We start from the raw sequence: 20,615 nt of genomic DNA, 5'->3' as shown, positions 1-20,615 counted from the left end.
AAGATTTTATGATTAAGTTAATTGCAACAGATATGGATGGAACATTATTAGATGAAAATGGATATTTACCACAAGGTTTTACTGATATTTTAAATCGTTTAATCGCAAAAAACATAAAATTAGTTATCGCTAGTGGACGACCATATTATACATTACAAACTAACTTTGGTCCTGTTGGAAGACATTTATCTTACATATGTGAAAATGGAGCTTTAGTTGTTGATGACAATAAGACAATATATAAAAGTGTTATAGATAGTAATATTGTCAAACAATTAATTAAAGAATCAAAATCTATCAATGGAAATGCAACAGTTTTATGTTCTGAAACTTGTGCTTATGTAGAAAGATATTCTGATGCTCATTTAGCTGAAATAAAAAAATATTATACTAATTTAGAATTTGTAGATGATTTATTTAACGTTAATGATGAAATTATTAAGGTTACTTTTTGTAATTTAGAAAATTCACTTGATAACTTAAATAATATATTTAAGCCTAAATTTGCACAAGAACTTAATGTTGTCGGTTCAGGTCAAATTTGGATTGATGTCTCTAACAAAGGGGCTAATAAAGGTGTTGCCTTAAAAAATTTAATGGATACTGATAATATATTAAAAGAAGAAACAATGGTTTTTGGAGATTACTATAACGACATAGAGATGCTTAAACAAAGTGACTATAGCTTTGTAATGAAAAATGCTCCTGAAGACATGAAACAATATGGAAAATATGAAGCTGCAAGTAATGTAGAACAAGGTGTACTAAGAGCAATCGTAGAATACGCTCTTTAATTACAAGTTTTGCGATACATCACCGAAATTAGCCACATATTTGTTCCATAGGACTAAGAAAATTTCGCTGGGAACATCTAAATGCCAGATTGCACCCACTTCAGTTTGCTCCAAATATGAAATTTGGACAAACTAAAGTGGAACAACCTAACATTAAGATGCTTCAACAGCTTATTTTCAATGCCTATTTAACAAATATGTGGCTAATTTCTCTGTTTGTACTAAACTTTAAATTATAATTAATCATTAGCCGAAATGCTTCGCATTTTACTAAAATTATCACAAAACAAAGAAATATTACACATATATGTGGAGTAGGTATTGGAAAATGAATTGCTAGAGTTACTTAATGAGAGGTTGTTCACTTAAAGATTGTCCCAAGCTTGTCTTTGGAGCAATCTTTAAGTGGTGCAACCTCTCATTTAGTAACTCCCAATGAAATTTTCCTAATCCTGCGAAACATATATGTGTAATATTTCGGTTGGTGCTGCGAGACTTTAAATTTCAACTCTATTTCTTTGTTCGCCTCTATTGTATGCACTTATATTTTCTAATAAATCTGCAAATAATCTATTTCTTGCTTCTTCACTTGCCCAAGCTACATGTGGAGTTAATACTATTCTGCTTTTATTTTTAATAGATAGTATTGGATTTTCAGCTGGCATTGGTTCGCTTTCAAATACATCTAAAGCAGCTCCGCCTATTATTTCCTCATCTATAGCTCTTGCTAAATCTTGATCAACTACTATAGGGCCTCTTCCAACATTAACTAATATTGCATCCTTTTTCATCTTACTAAAAGCTTCATAATTCATTAACCCTTTAGTTCTTTCATTTAAAGGCGCATGTATTGAAATAACATCTGATTCTTTTAATAACGCTTCAAAGTCTACTCTTGCATAATCTGGATCAGAATTTTTTCCAGATGTTGAATAGTAAATCACTCTAGCTCCAAATGATTGCGCAATTTTTGCTACTCTTTTACCAATAGCTCCAAGTCCAATTATTCCCCATACTTTTCCGCATAAATCTCTATAAGGAACTTCTATATTTGTGAACATACCCGATTTAGAATATTCTCCGCTTTTTACAAAATTATCGAAGTAACTTATATTATCATAAAGATGTAATAACATTGCAAATGTATGTTGAGCTACGGTATTAGTAGAATATCCAGCAACATTAGTTACTGCAATATTTTTTAATTTTGCATATTCTATATCTATATTGTTATATCCAGTAGCCATTTCGCATACTAATTCTAAATTAGTTGCATCCTTTAAATTATCTGCATTTAACACAACTTTATTTGTTAATACAATATTAGCGTCTTTTACTCTCTCTGCAACTTCTTCTTTTAAAGTTGAATCATAATATATTACTTGTCCAAATTCGTTTAGTTTTATATAGTCTACATTACCTAATGTTTTTCCATCTAACACTACTATTTTCTTCATAAACATTCCTCTTTTCTAAATTTTTGTCTTTCAAATGTCTCTTAATTTAATAATATCTTAAATAAATTTAGTTGTAAACTTTGGCATAAGAATTCCTATACATTATATGGCATCTAAAACCATTCTAACAAACTCAATTTAAATTAGAATAAAAAAAATATATTTTTTATAAAAAGTAAGACTTATAGAAAGTGTGTGTTTGCACTAAAACTATAAGTCTTAATCTTTATTTTAATATAATTAACTCCACCCTAAGCGCATGAAAGAAAATAACAAGTCCAAAATGTTATGCTGAAAAATAGATTTGGTAGATGGACTTGTTATTTTTTTGAATGTGGCTTAAATATAGTTACTTTGATTATACATTCTCGAGGTTACGATACAATCAAAAAGTTAAATTTCATATAGATGCATCTTTAAAAGTTATTGGTTTTATGTCCCAGATTTCATCAGCATATTGCTTTATTGTTCTATCACTTGAAAATATCCCTGCATTACAAAGGTTAGCAAAACATTTTTGTGCCCATTTCTTCTTGTCTTTATAATCTTTAAACACCTTTTCTTCTTCTTTTTTAAATAATTCAAAATCTGCAAGTACATAATATTGATCTCTTTCTTCTAATAGCGCATTATATAAATCTTCAAAATATCCACATCCACCATCATTTAATGTACCATTAATGAGAGCATCTACAACTCTTTTAATGCTTGGATTTTCTCTATAATACCACTTAGGATTATAGCTATGCTTTATTTTTTCAATGTCTTCAACTCTTAATCCAAATATATAATTGTTTTCTTCTCCACTTGCTTTTACAATTTCTATATTTGCTCCATCATAAGTTCCAAATGTAGGAGTTGCATTAAGCATAAACTTCATATTCCCAGTTCCAGATGCTTCCTTTCCAGCTGTAGAAATCTGCTTAGATAAATCTGAACCTGGAAATAATTTTTGTGCATAAGAAACTCTATAGTTATGAACAAATACAACTTTAATCTTCTTTGAAACAACTTCATCACTATCAACAAGTCTCGCTATTTCATTTATAAATTTGACAATTCCCTTAGCTCTTTTATATCCAGGAAATGCCTTAGCTCCAAATATAAATGTAGTCTTTGGAATATCCAAATTTGGATTTTCTTTTATTCTATAATATAAATCTAAAATATAGAGAGCATTTAATAATTGCCTTTTGTATTCATGAAGTCTTTTTATTTGAATATCAAAAAATGAATCTGGATCAATTTCTATTCCTTCCTCTTGTTTAATATAAGAAGCTAACTGTACCTTTTTTTCATGTTTAATTTTCATAAGGTTCTTTAATACTTCGTCATCATCTTTATATTTTTTCAATCCCTTAAGCAATTCTAAATTTTTAACCCAATCTTCGTTTCCTAACAAATCTGTTATAAATTTTGATAGTTCACTATTGCAAAGTCTAAGCCATCTTCTTGGCGTAATTCCATTAGTTTTATTTTGAAATTTATTAGGATATAACTTGTACCAGTTATTTAATTCGATTTTTTTCAAAATTTCTGTGTGGAGTTCAGCAACTCCATTTACAGCTCTCCCTACAAATATTGCCAAGTTAGCCATTCTCATAACATTATTTGCAATAATTTTAAAATTCCAAATTGCTCCCTCATCATATCCCTTTTGCCTTAGTTCTTTCATTAATTCATAATCTACTTGGTATGCAATTTGTAATATTCTTGGAAACAATCTTTCAATTAATCTTATATCCCATTTTTCTAAAGCTTCTGCTAATATAGTGTGATTGGTATATCCAAAGAATTCTTTTGCAATTGATAGTGCATTATCAAAACTAACCTTCTCTTCATCAACTAATATCCTTATAAACTCAAGAATTGAAATTGTAGGATGAGTATCATTTAATTGAGCGACATTATATTTTGCAAATTGTGAAAAATCATTTCCAAAGTTAGCTTTGTATTTACTTATTATATCTTTCATTGATGCACTTGAAAAAAAATACTGTTGTCTCAATCTCAATATTTTACCTGCTTCTGCTGTATCATTAGGATATAATACCCTTGATATATCTTCTGCTTTGTTTCTTGCAGATACAGCCTCAATGTATTGTTGATTATTAAATAGATTAAAATCGAATTCTCTTAATGCTTCACACTGCCATAATCTTAAGGTATTTATATTTTTAGTTTTGTATCCAATTATGGGTACATCATACGGAACAGCTTTTACTGTCATATCTGAATATTCTATTATTTGAATTTCATCTTCCTTTCTTATGCTCCACGCTTCTCCATATTTAAGCCATGTATCTTCACATTCAGTTTGAAATCCATTTTCTATGTTTTGTTTAAACAAACCATTACTATATCTTATACCATATCCAACTAAAGGCATATTTAAAGTTGCAGCTGATTCCACAAAACATGCTGCAAGCCTTCCAAGTCCTCCATTTCCAAGACCTGCATCTTCTTCAATTTCTTCAATCTTATTTAAATCTATATTTAATTCTTGTAGTACCTCTTTAACTTCATCATATATTCCTAAATTCATTAGATTATTTCCAAGAGCTCTTCCCATTAAAAACTCTGCTGATAAATAATATGCCCTTCTTCCTTTATTATAAGTTTCAGTTGTATTATTCCAATTATCTATAATATCTTCTAATACCGTTAGAGATAGCGCATTGAATATTTGGTAATCGTGAGCATCTTTTAATTTCACTCCATGCTTTACTTTTAAATATCTTTCAATACCTTCTTTTATTTTTTGTTTCTCCATCATTAATCACACCTTCCATAAATCTTAGTTAATCTATAAATCTTATTTGCCAATTCATTGGTAAAACTTCCGTCTTTTGCTCGCCATGTCCAATTTTTTTCCATTGTTGAAGGCAAATTAAGTCTTGCTTCGTTTCCTAGATTTAAAAAATCCTGCATTAATGCTATGGATACATTTGCTACACTACTCCATACCCCCCTTATAAATCCCCAATTATACCCTTCTTCTTTTGTTAATCTTAAATATTCAATTGAATTTTTAACTTCACTCCTAGTACCCGAAGAATCAAACCAACCCTTTACTGTATCATTATCATGGGTTCCTGTATAAGCTACAAAATTTCTTTCATAATTATGAGGTAAGTACAAATTGTTATTTTTACCATCAAATGCAAATTCTAAAACCTTCATTCCTGGAAAACCTGTTTTCTTTATAAGCTTTATAGTTTCTTCTGTTAAGAAACCCAAATCCTCTGCTATAATATCTATTTTTCCTAATTCATTTTTTATAGCATCAAATAGCTTCATTCCTGGACCTTTAATCCATTCACCATTTTGAGCTGTTTTATCACCATATGGTACAGCCCAATATGCTTCAAATCCTCTAAAATGATCTAATCTTATTACATCATATAACTCTAAACTTTGTTTAACTCTACTTATCCACCACTTATATCCAGTTTGTTCAATATAGTTCCAATTATATATAGGATTTCCCCATAGCTGGCCTGTAGATGAGAATATATCCGGAGGACATCCCGCTACTTTTAATGGCTTTAACGTGTTATCATCTAGTAAAAATATTTTTCGATTACTCCATACATCTGCACTATCTTCTGCAACATATATAGGAATATCTCCTATGATTTTAATACCTAAATTATTTATATACGTTTTTAATTTTCTCCATTGCTTGAAAAATTCATACTGTATAAACTTCCAATAACATATTTCATCCTTAAGTTCTTCTTTATATTTTTTTAATGATATCTCACTTCTAAACTTTATATCATTATCCCAACCCTGCCAGCTATTTAGATTAAATTTAACTTTTACTGCCATAAACATAGCATAATCATCTAACCAATATGATTCTTCTGATTCAAATTTTTCTAAATCACTATTATTAATTTTTTTAAAGTTTTCATATGCTTTTCTTAAAATTTTTGTTTTTTCATTAAATAGAAGTCCATAATTTATAATTTCAGTATTATCTTCAAAATTTATTTTTTCATAATCTGCTTTTTTCAGTAATCCATCTTCAACAAGAATATCAAAGTCTATGAAATATGGATTCCCAGCAAATGCTGAAAATGACTGATATGGTGAATCTCCATAACTAGTATGTCCTAGGGGAAGTATCTGCCAATATCTTTGTCCAGCTTTTTTTAAAAAATCACTGAATTCATACGCTTTTCTACCGAATGTACCTATTCCATATTTCCCGGGTAAAGATGCAATATGCATAATAACACCACTACCTCTTTCCATTTTCAATCCTCCTAAACATTACTTTTTTAACAATAATATACAATAAATAAAAATATAAGTCCATTTAAGGCGCACAAAAATAAATAACATGTCCAATTTGCTGCAGATATTTTTTCTCAGGCAAGAAGGTGAATTGTCCTCTTAGCCGGTCCTATTAGTCCCATTTGTGGCCGAAGCATAATGACAAATAGGCTGGCAAATGGACTTGTTTTTGAATGTGCCTAACTTAGTGATTGATTAAAACTTATTTATCTAAAACTCATATTATACAAGTATGCTTCCTTATCTAATTAGAAATATGCATCATGCTATAAACTTATCATCTTCTTTTATATGATCAATCTATAATTATCACCTAAAAATACCTAGGCGCATACAATAGTATATTCTTTTATTTTTTAATAATGTTAATCTTCTGAATATTTTTGTGTTTATTTTAAATAAACAACTTAATATCTTGACTTATGTGGTAATTTTATCGAAATCAAATACATTTTGTTCCACACCACTATAAAACATTCATTATAAGTTTCTAAATAAAATATTGCCCCATTCCTGCCTTATTCTCAAGTACATTAAGAATAAGCAGAAATGGAACAATATCTTATCAATAAACTTCCTCAACTAATTTTTAAATATCTATTTCACAAAAATATATTTGATTTCTAGTATAGATCTATAGATGATATCCAAAAGTAGAAATAGAGGGCATGCATTTGTGTAGCGTTACGTTAAAAAATTTTGATAGCTATGCTTCTTAGATTGTAAGTTGTTCCACATGTGCTTGTTCACAGCATGTCTGTGAAGCAAGCATTGTGGGTACAACTTGCAATCTTAGAAGCATCTATCAAAGTTTTCAGTAACCGAAACAAATGCATGACCTCTATTTCGGTTATTTATTGCATATGTCTACGACTTAATTTAGATATCTATATAATTTAACTTAAATATGTCTATTCATAATATCCTTTTGGTGCTGATGGGTAGCTTTTCCTATCCCAAACATAATTATTATCTAACAAAAAATTATCTCCTACTAAAAAGTATTTATCTTTTTTAATTGAATCATTATTAGTTATATCCAAATTATACCATTCTCCGTCAATCTTAACACAATTCCACGAATGAGAAATGTTTCTGGCCGTTCCAACAACAATTCGATTTTCAATTCCTGCGTAATTTAACATTTTATATGCTGCCATGGAGTATCCCTGGCAAATAGCAACCGAAGTAGTTAATGCTGAATATGCACTTTTTGATTGAAGTGTATAATCATATTCAAACCTATTAATAATATAATCATTTATTGCTTTTACCTTTTCAAAATCAGACATTCCTGAATTAGTAACTTTTGCTGTTTCTTTTATTAATTCATTATTAACATAATCCTCTTGTTCCTTGGTTGTTAAATAAGTTGCATTTATAGTAGTTTCAATCCCTTGAGTTGTAACTTTTCCTTGTGGACGCAATTCCACCCATGATCTTTCCAAATAGTCATCCTTTGAATATGCATCCTTTATAGCTTGTCTTATGTTTTGCTGAAATTCCTCTTTTGTTCCTGTATATAAAAATGAAAAGTTTGCATCCCTATTTACAAAATGATGATACATATCATTTTCTATGTCGTTCCAATTAGAAAAGGTTCCCTCTGCAAATGCGGCTATTGTCATAACTTGCATAATAATTAATGTTATTATTATAGTCTTAAAGAATCTTTTCATAATGCTGTCCTCCTAAAGTAATTTTTATCTTTTACTATTCTCATATGTATGTGAGCTTTTATTTCTAAATTTAAAATCTTCAATAATTCCTTCTATGATATATGCTTTGATTTAATAACACTTGTACTTATTATATATTACAATCACCTTTATATAAATAGGGTCTTTTTTATTTAATCATAAAATAATTAATTTGTATCATTGAATTAATTCTATAAAAATATATTTATAAATATAAACAATTCTGGGAGCTAAATATGTATAATTTACGTACTTGTAATTTATATTACGATCCAAGTGTAGAAAATTATTTAATTGAATATAGAGGTAACTTTAAAGAACAGATAGATAAGATTACTTATGCTTGTGGAGCTATAATCACTGATACTATTGGAATTGTAGCAGTGAGTGCAAATGATTTAGATAGATTGATAAAGGATGTTCCAACAATTGTTTTCGTTGACTTTAGACCAATGTTTGTATTACAAGATATTTCGCCTTCTTATGTAGATAACATAAATAATATAAAAATGAATCCATATTTAAATTTAACAGGACGAAATGTTTTAATAGGAATTGTAGATACCGGAATAGACTATCTTAACCAAGAGTTTATAAGGGAAGATGGTACGTCAAGAATAGCTAGCATCTGGGATCAAACTATTCAAAACAGCAACAATGAATCTGTATATATTGGTGAAACTTATTCTAACGAACAAATTAACGCAGCAATAAATGCCTCTAAAAATAATCAAGATCCTTATAAAATTGTTCCTTCAAAAGATGTTATTGGACATGGAACAAATATGGCTGGAATTATGGGCGCCAGAGGGTATACTAATAAATTTCAGGGAGTTGCAAATGATGTGGAATTTGTAGTTGTTAAACTTTTCGAATCCTCTAATTTCAGAAAAATGTTAGAAGAAAATAATGTAACATACGCACCAGTTTATAACAGTTCTGAAATTGTAGCTGCATTAGAATATTTAAAAAATATGTTTTTAAAACTAAACAAACCTATGGTTATATATTTAGGTGTCGGAACAACAGAAGGAAGTCATGATAGTGCAAATCTAATCTCCAGATATTTAACAAGCATAGGAAACTTCAGAGGACTTTGCATAGTGACTGGTGTTGGTAATGAAGGTGCTGCGCAAGGACATGTATCGGGATATATAAAAACAAAAGGTGATAAAAAAACATCTGAATTAAAAATCCCTAAAGAATTAAAGTACTTTTCATTTAACATATGGATTCAAAGACCAAATAGGGCTTCTATAAATGTAATTTCGCCTACTGGAGAATCATCAAACGTTATACAATCTAAAATAGATGCACGTGAAATCTATAATTTTGTTTTTACAGATACTAAAATGTTCGTACGATATTATACTCCTGAGCACTTTACAGGACATGAAGTTATTCAAATCATATTTAATGACATAAAACCAGGCATATGGAAAATACAGCTAACTGGAAGTTATATAGTAAATGGACGATACGACATATGGCTTCCTCCCCATAATACTTTGCCTGAAAATCTAGTTTTCCTTGAACCAGATCCTTTTAATACATTAACTATCCCTGGAACAGTTGCAAATGCAGTTACTGTTGCATACTATGGAACTGGTAATTCACTTATAGCCTCTTCAGGCAAAGGATTTAATGCTAATAATGTAATCAATCCAGATATTGCAACTATAGGTGTTAACATTATAACAACAAAAGTTTCAGGCGGAACTACCGCTGTTTCCGGGAGCTCTGCTGCTACTGCAATAGTTGCTGGAGCCTGTGCTCTTTTATTAGAATGGGGAATAATTAACGGTAATGATACTACTATGTATTCTCCAAAAATAGTAAGCTATTTAATTTATGGTGCATATAGAAATGAATTATACAAATTCCCTAACAGAGAGACTGGATATGGAGATTTTGATTTATTAGGAGTCTTTAATGTTATTAGCAGATTATACAGAAATAATAGTCGTGGTATACCAATTCATACCTCACACAATCTTGAAGATGATAAATTTATAGAATATTACGTAAATAAATTATTCATAAGAATTCCCCAAAATGATTTCGGAGGTTTTTTTAATGGAAATGAAATTTAAAGTTCCAGAAAACATTTTTAAAGATGTAAATTATTATAGTTATATTGTTCAATATCAAGGAGATATTCAATCAGAAGTCTCTAAATATCCTGGTTATTATGTAATAATAATAAACAATAAATACGCTATCGTAACTGTTAAAAGGGAAATAATATTACAAGGTAATGACATCAACTTAGCAGGGCCTCATTTTTCAACTATTGTATATGTAAAACCGGCTGAAATGTATACACTTGAAGAAATTTCGCCTCTACAGGCATCTAAGGCTGAATTTTTAACACTAGATTTGCCCCTAAATTTAACTGGAAGAGGAGTCAATGTAGCAATTATTGATTCCGGTATTGATTATTTAAGTGATGAATTTATGAATTCAAATGGTGAAACTCGAATTGAATATATTTGGGATCAAACAATAAGTCCTGCATCAGAAATTGAAAACAACATAGTTCCATTTGGAAGCGTATATACTAAAAGCCAAATACAAGAAGCAATAAACGCTTATAAAGAAGGAAAGTCTCCTTATGAAATAGTTCCAACCAGAGATGAACTTGGACATGGAACGAGTATGGCTGGAATTATTGGAGCAACAGGTCAAAATCCTAATCTAAAAGGAGTCGTTCCAAACTGCAATTTCGTAGTTGTAAAGTTAATTGAAGATTTACCATTTGAAGCATGGTTTAACGTAACAGTTCCAGTATTTAATATAACAAGTATTTTTGCAGCTTTAGAGTTTTTGTATAGATATTCGTTAAGAAATAATAAACCACTGGTTATTTACCTTCCTCTTGGCAGCACTTTGGGTGGTCATAAGGGCAAAGGTATTTTAGAACAATTTATAGAGTCTATTTGTATAAATAGTGGAATAACCGTTGTTACAGGTGCTGGAAACCAACGTGTAGCTGGTGGACATGCTTCTGGTATAGTATCTAGTGTTAATAGTATTAGTTCTATAGAATTAAATATTGCTCCTGAACAAAAAGATTTATGGGTTGAAATTTGGATTGATTCTCCAAATATTATGTCTCTGGACATTATATCTCCTTCTGGTGAAAACACAGGCACACTAACTGCTTTAATTAATAATACTGAAGTTTATACATTTTTATTTGAAAAAACAACGACTAAAGTTAATTATTATTTACCAGAAGAAAATACCGGTGATGAATTAATACGTATTCGATTTTATGATTTACAACCTGGCATATGGAAACTAAGGTTAATTGGCAATTCAATTTTAGATGGTAAATATAATGTTTGGATACCACAAAGTGGTATATCCATTGGTGGTACTAGATTTATACCTGCTGATATTTATGGAACAGTTACAATTCCAGGGACTTCGAATTATGCTATCACTGTTGCTGCCTACAATCAAAACAATAATAATATTGTTGATTATTCCGGTATGGCATTTATAAATGATTACATTAATGTAATCAATGTTGCTGCTGGTGGAGTAGATGCAGTTACTGTCGCTCCTGGTAATAAAACCACAGTAGTAAATGGTACCAGTGTTTCAGCTGCAATAGTTGCTGGTGCTTGTGCTATGTTGTTTGAATGGGGAATTGTTGATGGCAATGATCCATTTATGTACTCTCAAACAATAGCCACTTATCTTTCACGTGGAACTTCTACACGTGTTGGCGATATATATCCTAATCCACAATGGGGATATGGGATGTTAAATATATTAGCAATGTTTCAAAATATGACATAAAATTAATAATTTTTACCACTACCATATTTTTTCTACAAATAATAAACATTTTTTTATAATTTCTGCATAACTTCGAATATACAACACATAATATTTGTATGTGTTGTACTACAATGGATGATAAGCAAATTTAATATGCTTTTCAATAATTAGGCAAGAGTTTTTTCATTGATTATATTTATTTACGAAAGAAGGTCAGATTTTTGAAAATTTCATCAAACTATTTAGAAAATATGGAACAAATCAACTCGCGATTAACTGTAAAAGAAAGTTTTGATATTATTGAACGAACCATAATCATTGGTGGAAAACATGCTTTAATTTATTACTTATCAGGATTTGTTAAAGATGATATTATGCAGCAGATACTAAGAAATTTTTTTAATAATATATCTGAATCGAGAATGGAGTCATATACAGATATTAATAGTTTTATAGACAATGAAATTCCTCATGTATCAGTAGAACCTCAAAAAGACTTAGATAAGATGATAGATGGGTTGCTCACTGGTCAGACAGTAATAATTATAGATGGTTTTGATTCATCTATAGTTATGGATTTACGTGCTTATGCTGGCAGAAGTACATCCGAACCAGCTAAAGAAAAAACTTTAAGAGGTTCAAAAGATGGTTTTGTTGAAAAAATTATTCTTAATTCAGCATTAATTAGAAGACGAATAAGAGATCCTAGATTAATATGTGAAATGCATTCTATCGGTTATATATCAAAGACTGATGTATGTTTAGTATATTTAGATAAGGTTGTTGATAAAAGAGCCCTTGACGTCATAATTCAAAAAATCAATAGCTTATCTATAGGTGCTCTAACTGTTGGTGATCAAAGTTTAGTAGATTTGCTACTTTCAAAGAATTGGCTTAATCCATTACCTAAAATTAGGTATACTGAACGACCTGATGTTGCTGCAGCTCACATTGTTGAAGGAAAAATAGTTATATTAGTTGATAACTCTCCTACTGCTATGATTCTTCCAACTGGAATTTTTGATTTTCTTCAAGATGTAAATGATTATTATTTTCCCAATTTTACTGGAAATTATTTAAGACTTATAAGAAATGTTGTAATATTTTTCAATATATTTTTAATTCCAGTCTTTATCTTATTTGCAAATGGGAATATTACTTTGCCGAGTTCTTTTGATTTTATACGGCCAGAAAAACCCTCTGCGGTTTCTATAACCACACAATTCATAATTTTGGAAATTGCTGTTGATGGCTTAAAATTGGCTTCATTAAATACGCCTGATCCGCTTGGAAGTTCACTTTCAATAATTGGCGGATTGATACTTGGACAATATGCAGTAACAACAGGTTGGTTTACAAATGAAACCATACTTTATTCTGCTGTGGTTTCACTCGCAGGCTTTGCACAACCAAGTATAGAACTGAATTATGCCTTTAAATTTCTGAGAACACTGTTAATAATATTGTGCGGAACAATTGGATTTTGGGGGCTCATACTTGGAACGGTAATAGGTCTTATAGTAGCTGCAAGTTCAAAGACAATAACTGGCGAGCCTTATTTTTATCCTTTGATTCCATTCAATTGGATAAAACTTAAAAACTTAATTTTTAGAACAAGAATTTCAAACAAAGTTCAATAATAATTAATTTAATTACATAAAAATACAAAGCATAAAGTAAAGACTTCATACACGAATAATATGAAGTCTTTACTTTGTGCTTTATATTTTTTCTTAAAATCATTAAGCAACATCTACATATATTTTCATTATATATATATGTTCACGTTCTACTTTTAATATTTTTAATAAGTTATTTTTCCATATATACTCAATTGCTTCATCAAAATCCTGAATACTTAAATTTGCATTATTACTAGATAATATTGCTATTGATTTTTTACCAGATTGTATTGTTGGTGATTCTTTTACTTTTTCTAATACTATATTTACATTGGTTTCTATATTATCCATACTGTCATCCCTCTCCTACAACTATTATATAATAATAATCCCATTTTTTTCTAATAAAAGTCAATAAAATATTTATACGTTTTTTTGCAAATTAGTTCTGTTATCTTTTAAATTTTTCTATAATACACTAATCTTCTCTCAAAACTTTTTATATTCGCTCAAATAGCTATCCTTCAAGTTCAATAATTATCCTATCACTTAAGCTAAAATATAAATTCTATGATATTCTCTTAATAAAATCTAATATTTTCCTCAAAAATATTTTTTTAAAAATAGCCGTCGGAGGAATCAAAAAAATTATCCTTCTATTCTATAAAATGTTTTGCACGCAAAAAAAGCAAGGTAAATTTAAAGGAAAATACTCAAACAGTATTCCTCAAATCCTTGCAATTACTTGGCCATGCAGATTTGAATACCACGAAATATAAAAATTTATTTTATCAGAAATCAAGTATTTGTTATTACTTTACACATGCAACTATTTATAATGAAAATAGATAAACTTTATTATGATGACCATATCTTAATAATAGTCTATTAAATCAAACCATACATAATGATGAAAATTCCATAGTTAATGCTAATTTCACTTGCAGATTTTTACTTTCATTTTTTTTCAGCATATAAATGTGAATTAAATACCTTTGCAGATTGGTAGAAACGTACATAATCATTGTTTTCCTCAAATACTACATATCCAGCATCCTTTAATAATTCAATTTCTTTTTTGAACCTTTTAATTGAAGTATCTTCCCTAAATATTTCTATTACTTCCCTAATTACCACAAAAGCCTCACCTTTCTATAAATATTATTCATTATTTCTATCAAGTTGTTTTTTGTATGCTTCAATAATAACCGCATCCCATTTTTTTACTTGATTTTGATATATAACCATTATTTAATTCTTTATTATTAGTTATTGTATTATATAACATGTGTCTCCACATATCTAATTCGGATGATGTTTTTTTAATAAAAATTTCTACTAGTTTATTTCAGAAATATACTTCAATTATTTTATTCTTATACAATTTTGTTATAAATATTAAATTTTTGTATATTTTTCATTTTTTTCATTATATCAATTCCAAATTTTAACGTCAATACAAAATATCATTTTAAAAAATATTTTCATATCAAATGTCAATTTTGTTGATATTTACTTATATTATTTCACTTAAATAACATCACAAAAATAGAGTATCCTTTAGATACTCTAAATAAATCTACGAAAATAGTCTAAATTTAACGAAAGGCCCTATTTCTAACATTTAACGTATAGCAAAGTATATAATCAGTTGTTACGTTAAATAGTTCTGCTAATTTCAAAACATTTTCTATTGTTAATCCTGATGATCCAGACTCATATTGCGATATGGAATTTGTTTTAACATCTAAATATTTAGCAACATCACTTTGACTTAAATTATTTGATTTTCTTAATGATCTAATTCTTTGACCTATCTTTTTATTCAATGGTATGCTATTTCCTTTAAAAAATTCTATTGATTTTATTATCGCTTCTATATATACGATTATTTTTTCAAAATCCCCTGTCTTTTCAATGTATCCTTGTATATCCATTTCATCTAATGACTTCATCGCTGGAACTTCTTCTGCGTATCCTGTTAATAATGTTATGTACATTGATGGATTAAATGATCTTATTTCATCAACAATTTCCTTGCCATTTAAATCATCAATAAAGTAGTCTAATATTAATAAGTCAAAGTCACCTTTTTCTAATGCTGCCAATCCCTCTTTTGAACTTATAAATCCTTCAACATAATATTTATCACCTAGAAAAGATTCTAGTGTATCAATTATTCCTATTTCATCATCTATTATGGCTATACTTATTCCTTTATTCATTTTTCTGCTCCTTTGTTGGTATTTTTATAAAAAAAGTAGTCATCTCATTGTCACTATTAAAATATATATCACCTTTAAATCTACTTTTTATAATAGATTTGGCTATATATAGACCTAGTCCTGTCCCATCCTTACCTTTTGTAGTGATCATCTCTGTAAATATTTTCTTCTGAACGTGTTCTGGTATAATATTCCCTTCATTAGTCACAGCAAATACAATATTTTTACTTTCCTTATAAACACTTAAAGTTATATTTGTATTATATTTTACTGCACTTATAGCATTACTTATAAGATTATTTAATACTTGAATTAAAGAATTAATATCACCAGCAATTTCTATTGAATCATCTATATTTATTTCTTGTATTAATTTACATTTATTCTTCTTTAATTCATACGACATTAATAAAACTATATCTTTAATAACATCCTTTATAAGAAAATTTTCTTTCTTATTTTGATCGAAATCTTTTAACTGACTTTTAATTGCGTTAATAATATCAGTCATATAACGTAGATATGCTTGTCCTCTTTCATGCCAGGAATTTATTTCCACCATTAATTTTTCAATATCATCATTATTGTCATCGTTGAAATAAGGATATAGTTTATTAGTATCTTTTTTTATTATTGAAAGACCTCCTGCTACACTCATAATTGGAGTTTTTAAATTGTGTGCTACTCCTCCAATAAGTTGGCTTAAAGACATTAATCTCTCTTTTTCTATCATAAGTTCCATGTTCTTCTTTTGAGCAGTTATATCTTTAAAGAAGACTATTGTACCAAAATAATCACCCTTTACTATTACACAATTTACCTGTACTTCAAAATAAGCAACTTCCTCAGCTACAACTTCTATTTGCATAGATTGATTAGTTCTTGTCATATGAGCCTTATCTATTAAATTAGTTAATAACTCCTCATAATTTCTCAAACTACTCTCTCTTATCAAGTTTTTATATTCCTGATATTCCTTCTCCTTATTAAGTTGAAACTTTTTGTAAAATATATTATTAACTTCTTTTACTATTAACTTTTCGTCTATGATAATAATCGAATCGGTAATATAGTCAATAATATTTTCAAAAGCAAAATTATATTTATCAAATTTCATAGTAACCCCAAATACTGCAAACTTATTTGCGAAGTAAATAAATATCAAAAAATGTATTGGTATTAAAATAGAAAATGCCTTCCAAGAATTTTCCATTCCAATAGCCCTTAATATAAAATTAAATAAAATTATGTAAACAAGTCCTGGTACTATAACAACTATATTAACTAACTTATACTTTTTTATTAGATAAGATTTTTCCTTTACAAAGGAATATATTAATAACGCAATAGAAGAAAATAAATAAGGCAACTCAACAATACATAATATTCTCATGTAGTTTAAAAATTCTGTTGTTGTTTTTAAATCGTTATTTTTTATTGGTAATAATATATAGCATAAAATTTCTGGAATAAATAGTAGCATATATACTATTTTATTACTTTTTAAATTTGAATAAATCATTGAATAAATCAGTATACAAACTGGTGCTAAATAATGAGCAGAAACTGATAACCATGCACTAATATAATATACTAAATCCATAGTTTTAGAATCTACTTTATTAATAAATAAATTTGTAGTTATAGATGAAAATGCACCTAAACCGCATAAAAGTAAAAAGCCTGCTAACCACCATGTAGATTCAGTTTCATTATCTTTTATTAATATTATAATTCCAGTTACAACTAATCCGAAAATTGTACCGACCATATACATAACAGTATCACCTTTACAATTCTTTATTTATAAAGTCTATAACTTTATTTCTAATTTCCTTTTTATTAATAACAATCCCTGAATGCCCGCATTTTAATAGTTCATTTTTTATTCCCCAATTTTCAGAAATTTTCCTAGTATCTTCATATAAAACGTATTTATCATAATCTCCTTGGATTAATAATATTTTATTCAAATCAATTATAGGCTTGTTCAAACTTGGATTTATAATTGTCCAAATTTCACTTAACTTATTAAATTCAAAAGATTTTTCTAAAAAGTCCCTCTTTACATATTTCCCTACTTCTGATTTAAAACTTGTGAATGCTAAACTATTTGCTGGAAATATAGATATAAGCAAATCAATATTTTTTTCACATCCTGCTATTAAATTTGCTACCAATCCACCCAAAGATAATCCAATAATAACAACTTTATTATTATTCTCTTTTAGATATGTAATTAAAGCCCTTATATCATTAACAGACTGCTTAATTGATTTCAATGTCCTATTAATATTGGCACTATAAAAATATTCTCCACTATAATTTAATTTATCACATCTATCCATGTGATAAGGTAAAATATACCTATATGTATTATATTGTTTCTTTTTAAATTCGTCTAAAAACACAGGTTCTAATCTATTTAACTTTTCAGATCTCCAACCATGGATCATTATAATACTTACATTTTCTTTTGTTTCATTTGAATATAAATCGGTATAAAATATAGCATCCCTATTACATTCTTCATTATGTACCTGGCTTTTAAATATAATCCTATTATTTTCAAACTTAATTTTAGGTAAATCTGGCTTAAAATAAAACTTTTGATAATCACCTATTAATTTAGCGATTTCAATTTCATCATAATGAAATTGATTAATTTTGCTATATGTTTTATTTAAGTCCCATAATCCATAACTATCTGCTATGGATGATATAATTTTTTTCAAAGTAACATCCCCCACATTTCATGATCATTTTATTACATTATTACCAATTTTTATCTTTTTTTATATATACCTACAAGGTATCAATTTGTTTATACTCGTTTAATAAGTTAATCAAATTAAATCATTTATTATAACTCTATTACAATCTCATTATCTATAGTTTCATCAATGCGAGATAAACTATATTCTTTAAAAATCAATTTAATTCCAGAAATATTATCAGGTAGTAAAGGTGATACAACAAAGTTATAATGAGAATGTCCATTACCTCCACACATGTCGAGTATTCGACAATCATAGTTTTCATTTATAGACAATCCAAAACTAGTATGTCGTGGCTGGTTTTAGGATGAATTGCTTATATTGTTCAAATCTATGCAAAAACCCACAACACTGGAATTTGAATACTGACGAATAAAAATTATAGAAAAAAAGGCGGTTATCTCTTTCTATTAATTTTAACACTGGTAAATTCTTTTGGCCTAACTACAGGTTTATATAATTTTTCATTCCAAAACGATTGAAATACTGATTTTAATAAATCCTCATATAAATCAAATTTTTTTGCCCAGTTAGAAATGTATTCAAAAGGTGGATAACCTGGATCATTATCTGAAGCATTCTTACGTTTATTAATTAGTTCACATATTTTTTCATCTAGTTCTTTAATTCTTTCATCATAATGTGTAGTTGGTCGTTTATATGGCATTCTTTCCAATTTTAATACCTCCAAAAACTTTCCCATTCTTAAAATTTATTATTGTGATTTTCTTATAAATATGTAACTATTATAGCATATTATGTAAATAATGCATGTTAAATAGGGAACAACTTTATTTTATAATATTTCCATAGTGATTTATAAAAGTAATAATTTTTTAGTTAACAAATTAAATTCTAATCTATAAGCAATTTCAAACCATTTTACTGAATCATATGCTGCATCTACAAGTATTAAAAATGGGTTATAAATTTAGCTTCATATAGTAAATCTGAGACTTGATTGTCATAAACATTAGCTGTTATTAAATCAAAAACCAAGGGAATTATAATATCACTAACAGCTGCAATACAATGCAATTTATAACCTTTATAGTATCCAAGACGTGTACCCTTACCAGATTTAGCTTTGTTATCGTATTTTGAACTTCTTAAAGCAGTGCCATCTATTGCACACAGTCTAGTTTCAGGATTGATAAGTTCAACAAACATAGCATAAATACCACAATATATATGCGTCTCTAAAATTTTAGTTCTTAATGATAATGGATTTACTTTCAAGGAGTTAGAAAAAAGATTTTATAAATATGCTTGCGATGAAGCTTGCAAGGTCTTGAAAAGCATATCAAAGTCTTTGGATGAGTATTTAAGGATGGACACTATAGGAAATGTGTCTATAAATCTCGTTGAAACTATTTTAACTAACGTGACGGAGGTTTCTTTTAGAAAGGCATCTGATAATATTAAAACTATGTGCAATCAAGAAATTAGCGCTCAAGGCGTTTGGAACGTAGTTCAAACAGTTGGAGAAAAGATTAAAGAACTAGAAAATCGTAAAATTGAATTAAATGACAAAGGTATATTAAAAGGCAAAAAGGAAATATATGTATTATTCCAGAAGCAAGATGGCGTTTGGCTCTATCTTCAGGTAAGGATAGAACGAAAGGGAAAAATAAAAAGAAAAAGTTAAAACTAGCAGTATCATATATCGGCTGGACTTTACGTCCGGGCAGTAAAAAGGAATATGTAGTTGTTGATAAAACTGTTTGTGCAAGCTTTAGCAATTCTAATCACTTTAAAAAGCTTACTGGCGCAACAATTGCAGAAAAATACAATGTAGATGAAATTCAAACTAGAATATTAAACGGTGATGGAGCAAGTGGATTAAAGCAACTTGTGAGGATCAAGGCATTCATTTTCAATTAGATCTATTTCACATAAGCCAATCAATTATACGTAAAATAAGTGATAAAAGATTTCAAAAG

The 20,615-nt window shown here is 28.4% G+C and carries 18 protein-coding genes; 6 read left to right on the top strand and 12 right to left on the bottom strand.

Annotated elements, in window-relative coordinates; translation table 11 throughout:
• Window positions 1–8: 8 nt before the first annotated feature.
• Window positions 9–794, top strand: coding sequence for a Cof-type HAD-IIB family hydrolase (locus tag CLSA_RS05500; protein WP_041716115.1), 786 nt, complete (start codon window positions 9–11; stop codon window positions 792–794).
• A gap of 497 nt (window positions 795–1,291) precedes the next feature.
• Here the strand turns inward: CLSA_RS05500 and CLSA_RS05495 are convergent, their stop codons facing one another.
• From CLSA_RS05495 to CLSA_RS05480, 4 genes are all read right to left on the bottom strand, one after another.
• Window positions 1,292–2,251 (bottom strand): D-2-hydroxyacid dehydrogenase, encoded by a 960-nt coding sequence (locus tag CLSA_RS05495; RefSeq protein WP_022744415.1) that lies wholly within the window; start codon window positions 2,249–2,251, stop codon window positions 1,292–1,294.
• Between the two features lie 400 nt (window positions 2,252–2,651).
• Window positions 2,652–5,024, bottom strand: a complete 2,373-nt coding sequence (locus CLSA_RS05490; RefSeq protein ID WP_041716481.1) for a glycogen/starch/alpha-glucan phosphorylase — start codon at window positions 5,022–5,024, stop codon at window positions 2,652–2,654.
• 2 nt (window positions 5,025–5,026) lie between these two features.
• Window positions 5,027–6,514, bottom strand: a complete 1,488-nt coding sequence (gene malQ / locus CLSA_RS05485; RefSeq protein ID WP_022744413.1) for a 4-alpha-glucanotransferase — start codon at window positions 6,512–6,514, stop codon at window positions 5,027–5,029.
• A gap of 953 nt (window positions 6,515–7,467) precedes the next feature.
• On the bottom strand, window positions 7,468–8,235 hold the full coding sequence (locus CLSA_RS05480) for a transglutaminase domain-containing protein (RefSeq protein WP_022744412.1): 768 nt from the start codon (window positions 8,233–8,235) through the stop codon (window positions 7,468–7,470).
• 257 nt (window positions 8,236–8,492) lie between these two features.
• Here CLSA_RS05480 and CLSA_RS05475 point away from each other — a divergent pair, with 257 nt between their 5' ends.
• The 3 genes from CLSA_RS05475 to CLSA_RS05465 all read left to right on the top strand — a co-directional run bounded on the left by CLSA_RS05475 (window position 8,493) and on the right by CLSA_RS05465 (window position 13,688).
• Window positions 8,493–10,349, top strand: coding sequence for a S8 family peptidase (locus CLSA_RS05475; protein ID WP_022744411.1), 1,857 nt, complete (start codon window positions 8,493–8,495; stop codon window positions 10,347–10,349).
• Entirely contained in the window at window positions 10,333–12,066 is a 1,734-nt protein-coding gene (locus CLSA_RS05470) for a S8 family serine peptidase (protein WP_022744410.1), read from the top strand. Before CLSA_RS05475 ends, CLSA_RS05470 begins: the two co-directional genes overlap by 17 nt.
• 203 nt (window positions 12,067–12,269) lie before the next feature.
• Window positions 12,270–13,688 carry a spore germination protein gene (locus CLSA_RS05465; protein ID WP_041716113.1) on the top strand — a complete coding sequence of 473 codons (1,419 nt, stop codon included), beginning with the start codon at window positions 12,270–12,272 and terminating at the stop codon, window positions 13,686–13,688.
• A 102-nt stretch (window positions 13,689–13,790) separates the two neighbouring features.
• Here the strand turns inward: CLSA_RS05465 and CLSA_RS05460 are convergent, their stop codons facing one another.
• The 8 genes from CLSA_RS05460 to CLSA_RS05430 form a co-directional block, all read right to left on the bottom strand.
• Window positions 13,791–14,021: a hypothetical protein gene (locus CLSA_RS05460; protein WP_022744408.1), complete on the bottom strand. Its 231-nt coding sequence runs from the start codon at window positions 14,019–14,021 to the stop codon at window positions 13,791–13,793.
• Window positions 14,022–14,627: 606 nt separating this feature from the next.
• Window positions 14,628–14,807 (bottom strand): hypothetical protein, encoded by a 180-nt coding sequence (locus CLSA_RS05455; protein ID WP_022744407.1) that lies wholly within the window; start codon window positions 14,805–14,807, stop codon window positions 14,628–14,630.
• A 461-nt stretch (window positions 14,808–15,268) separates the two neighbouring features.
• Window positions 15,269–15,895 (bottom strand): helix-turn-helix domain-containing protein, encoded by a 627-nt coding sequence (locus tag CLSA_RS05450; RefSeq protein ID WP_022744406.1) that lies wholly within the window; start codon window positions 15,893–15,895, stop codon window positions 15,269–15,271.
• Window positions 15,888–17,672, bottom strand: coding sequence for an ATP-binding protein (locus CLSA_RS05445; protein ID WP_022744405.1), 1,785 nt, complete (start codon window positions 17,670–17,672; stop codon window positions 15,888–15,890). The genes CLSA_RS05450 and CLSA_RS05445 overlap by 8 nt, the downstream gene beginning before the upstream one ends.
• 13 nt (window positions 17,673–17,685) lie before the next feature.
• Entirely contained in the window at window positions 17,686–18,630 is a 945-nt protein-coding gene (locus tag CLSA_RS05440; protein WP_022744404.1) for an alpha/beta fold hydrolase, read from the bottom strand.
• A 128-nt stretch (window positions 18,631–18,758) separates the two neighbouring features.
• Window positions 18,759–18,908: a hypothetical protein gene (locus tag CLSA_RS23770; RefSeq protein WP_236903302.1), complete on the bottom strand. Its 150-nt coding sequence runs from the start codon at window positions 18,906–18,908 to the stop codon at window positions 18,759–18,761.
• A 161-nt stretch (window positions 18,909–19,069) separates the two neighbouring features.
• Window positions 19,070–19,348, bottom strand: a complete 279-nt coding sequence (locus CLSA_RS23765) for a hypothetical protein (protein WP_236903300.1) — start codon at window positions 19,346–19,348, stop codon at window positions 19,070–19,072.
• Window positions 19,349–19,584: 236 nt separating this feature from the next.
• Complete coding sequence (locus CLSA_RS05430) at window positions 19,585–19,911, bottom strand: hypothetical protein (RefSeq protein ID WP_022744402.1); 327 nt, start codon at window positions 19,909–19,911, stop codon at window positions 19,585–19,587.
• Window positions 19,912–19,963: 52 nt separating this feature from the next.
• Here CLSA_RS05430 and CLSA_RS05425 point away from each other — a divergent pair, with 52 nt between their 5' ends.
• Complete coding sequence (locus CLSA_RS05425) at window positions 19,964–20,320, top strand: hypothetical protein (RefSeq protein ID WP_140395210.1); 357 nt, start codon at window positions 19,964–19,966, stop codon at window positions 20,318–20,320.
• A complete protein-coding gene (locus tag CLSA_RS05420; RefSeq protein WP_041716109.1) occupies window positions 20,263–20,556 on the top strand; it encodes a hypothetical protein in 294 nt (97 codons plus the stop codon). The genes CLSA_RS05425 and CLSA_RS05420 overlap by 58 nt, the downstream gene beginning before the upstream one ends.
• Window positions 20,557–20,615: the final 59 nt, after the last annotated feature.

Origin of the sequence: Clostridium saccharobutylicum DSM 13864, from assembly GCF_000473995.1 — a bacterium.
Lineage (GTDB): Bacteria > Bacillota > Clostridia > Clostridiales > Clostridiaceae > Clostridium > Clostridium saccharobutylicum.
Note: the sequence above shows the minus strand (reverse complement) of the source record. Positions and strands in the feature narration are given on the sequence as shown.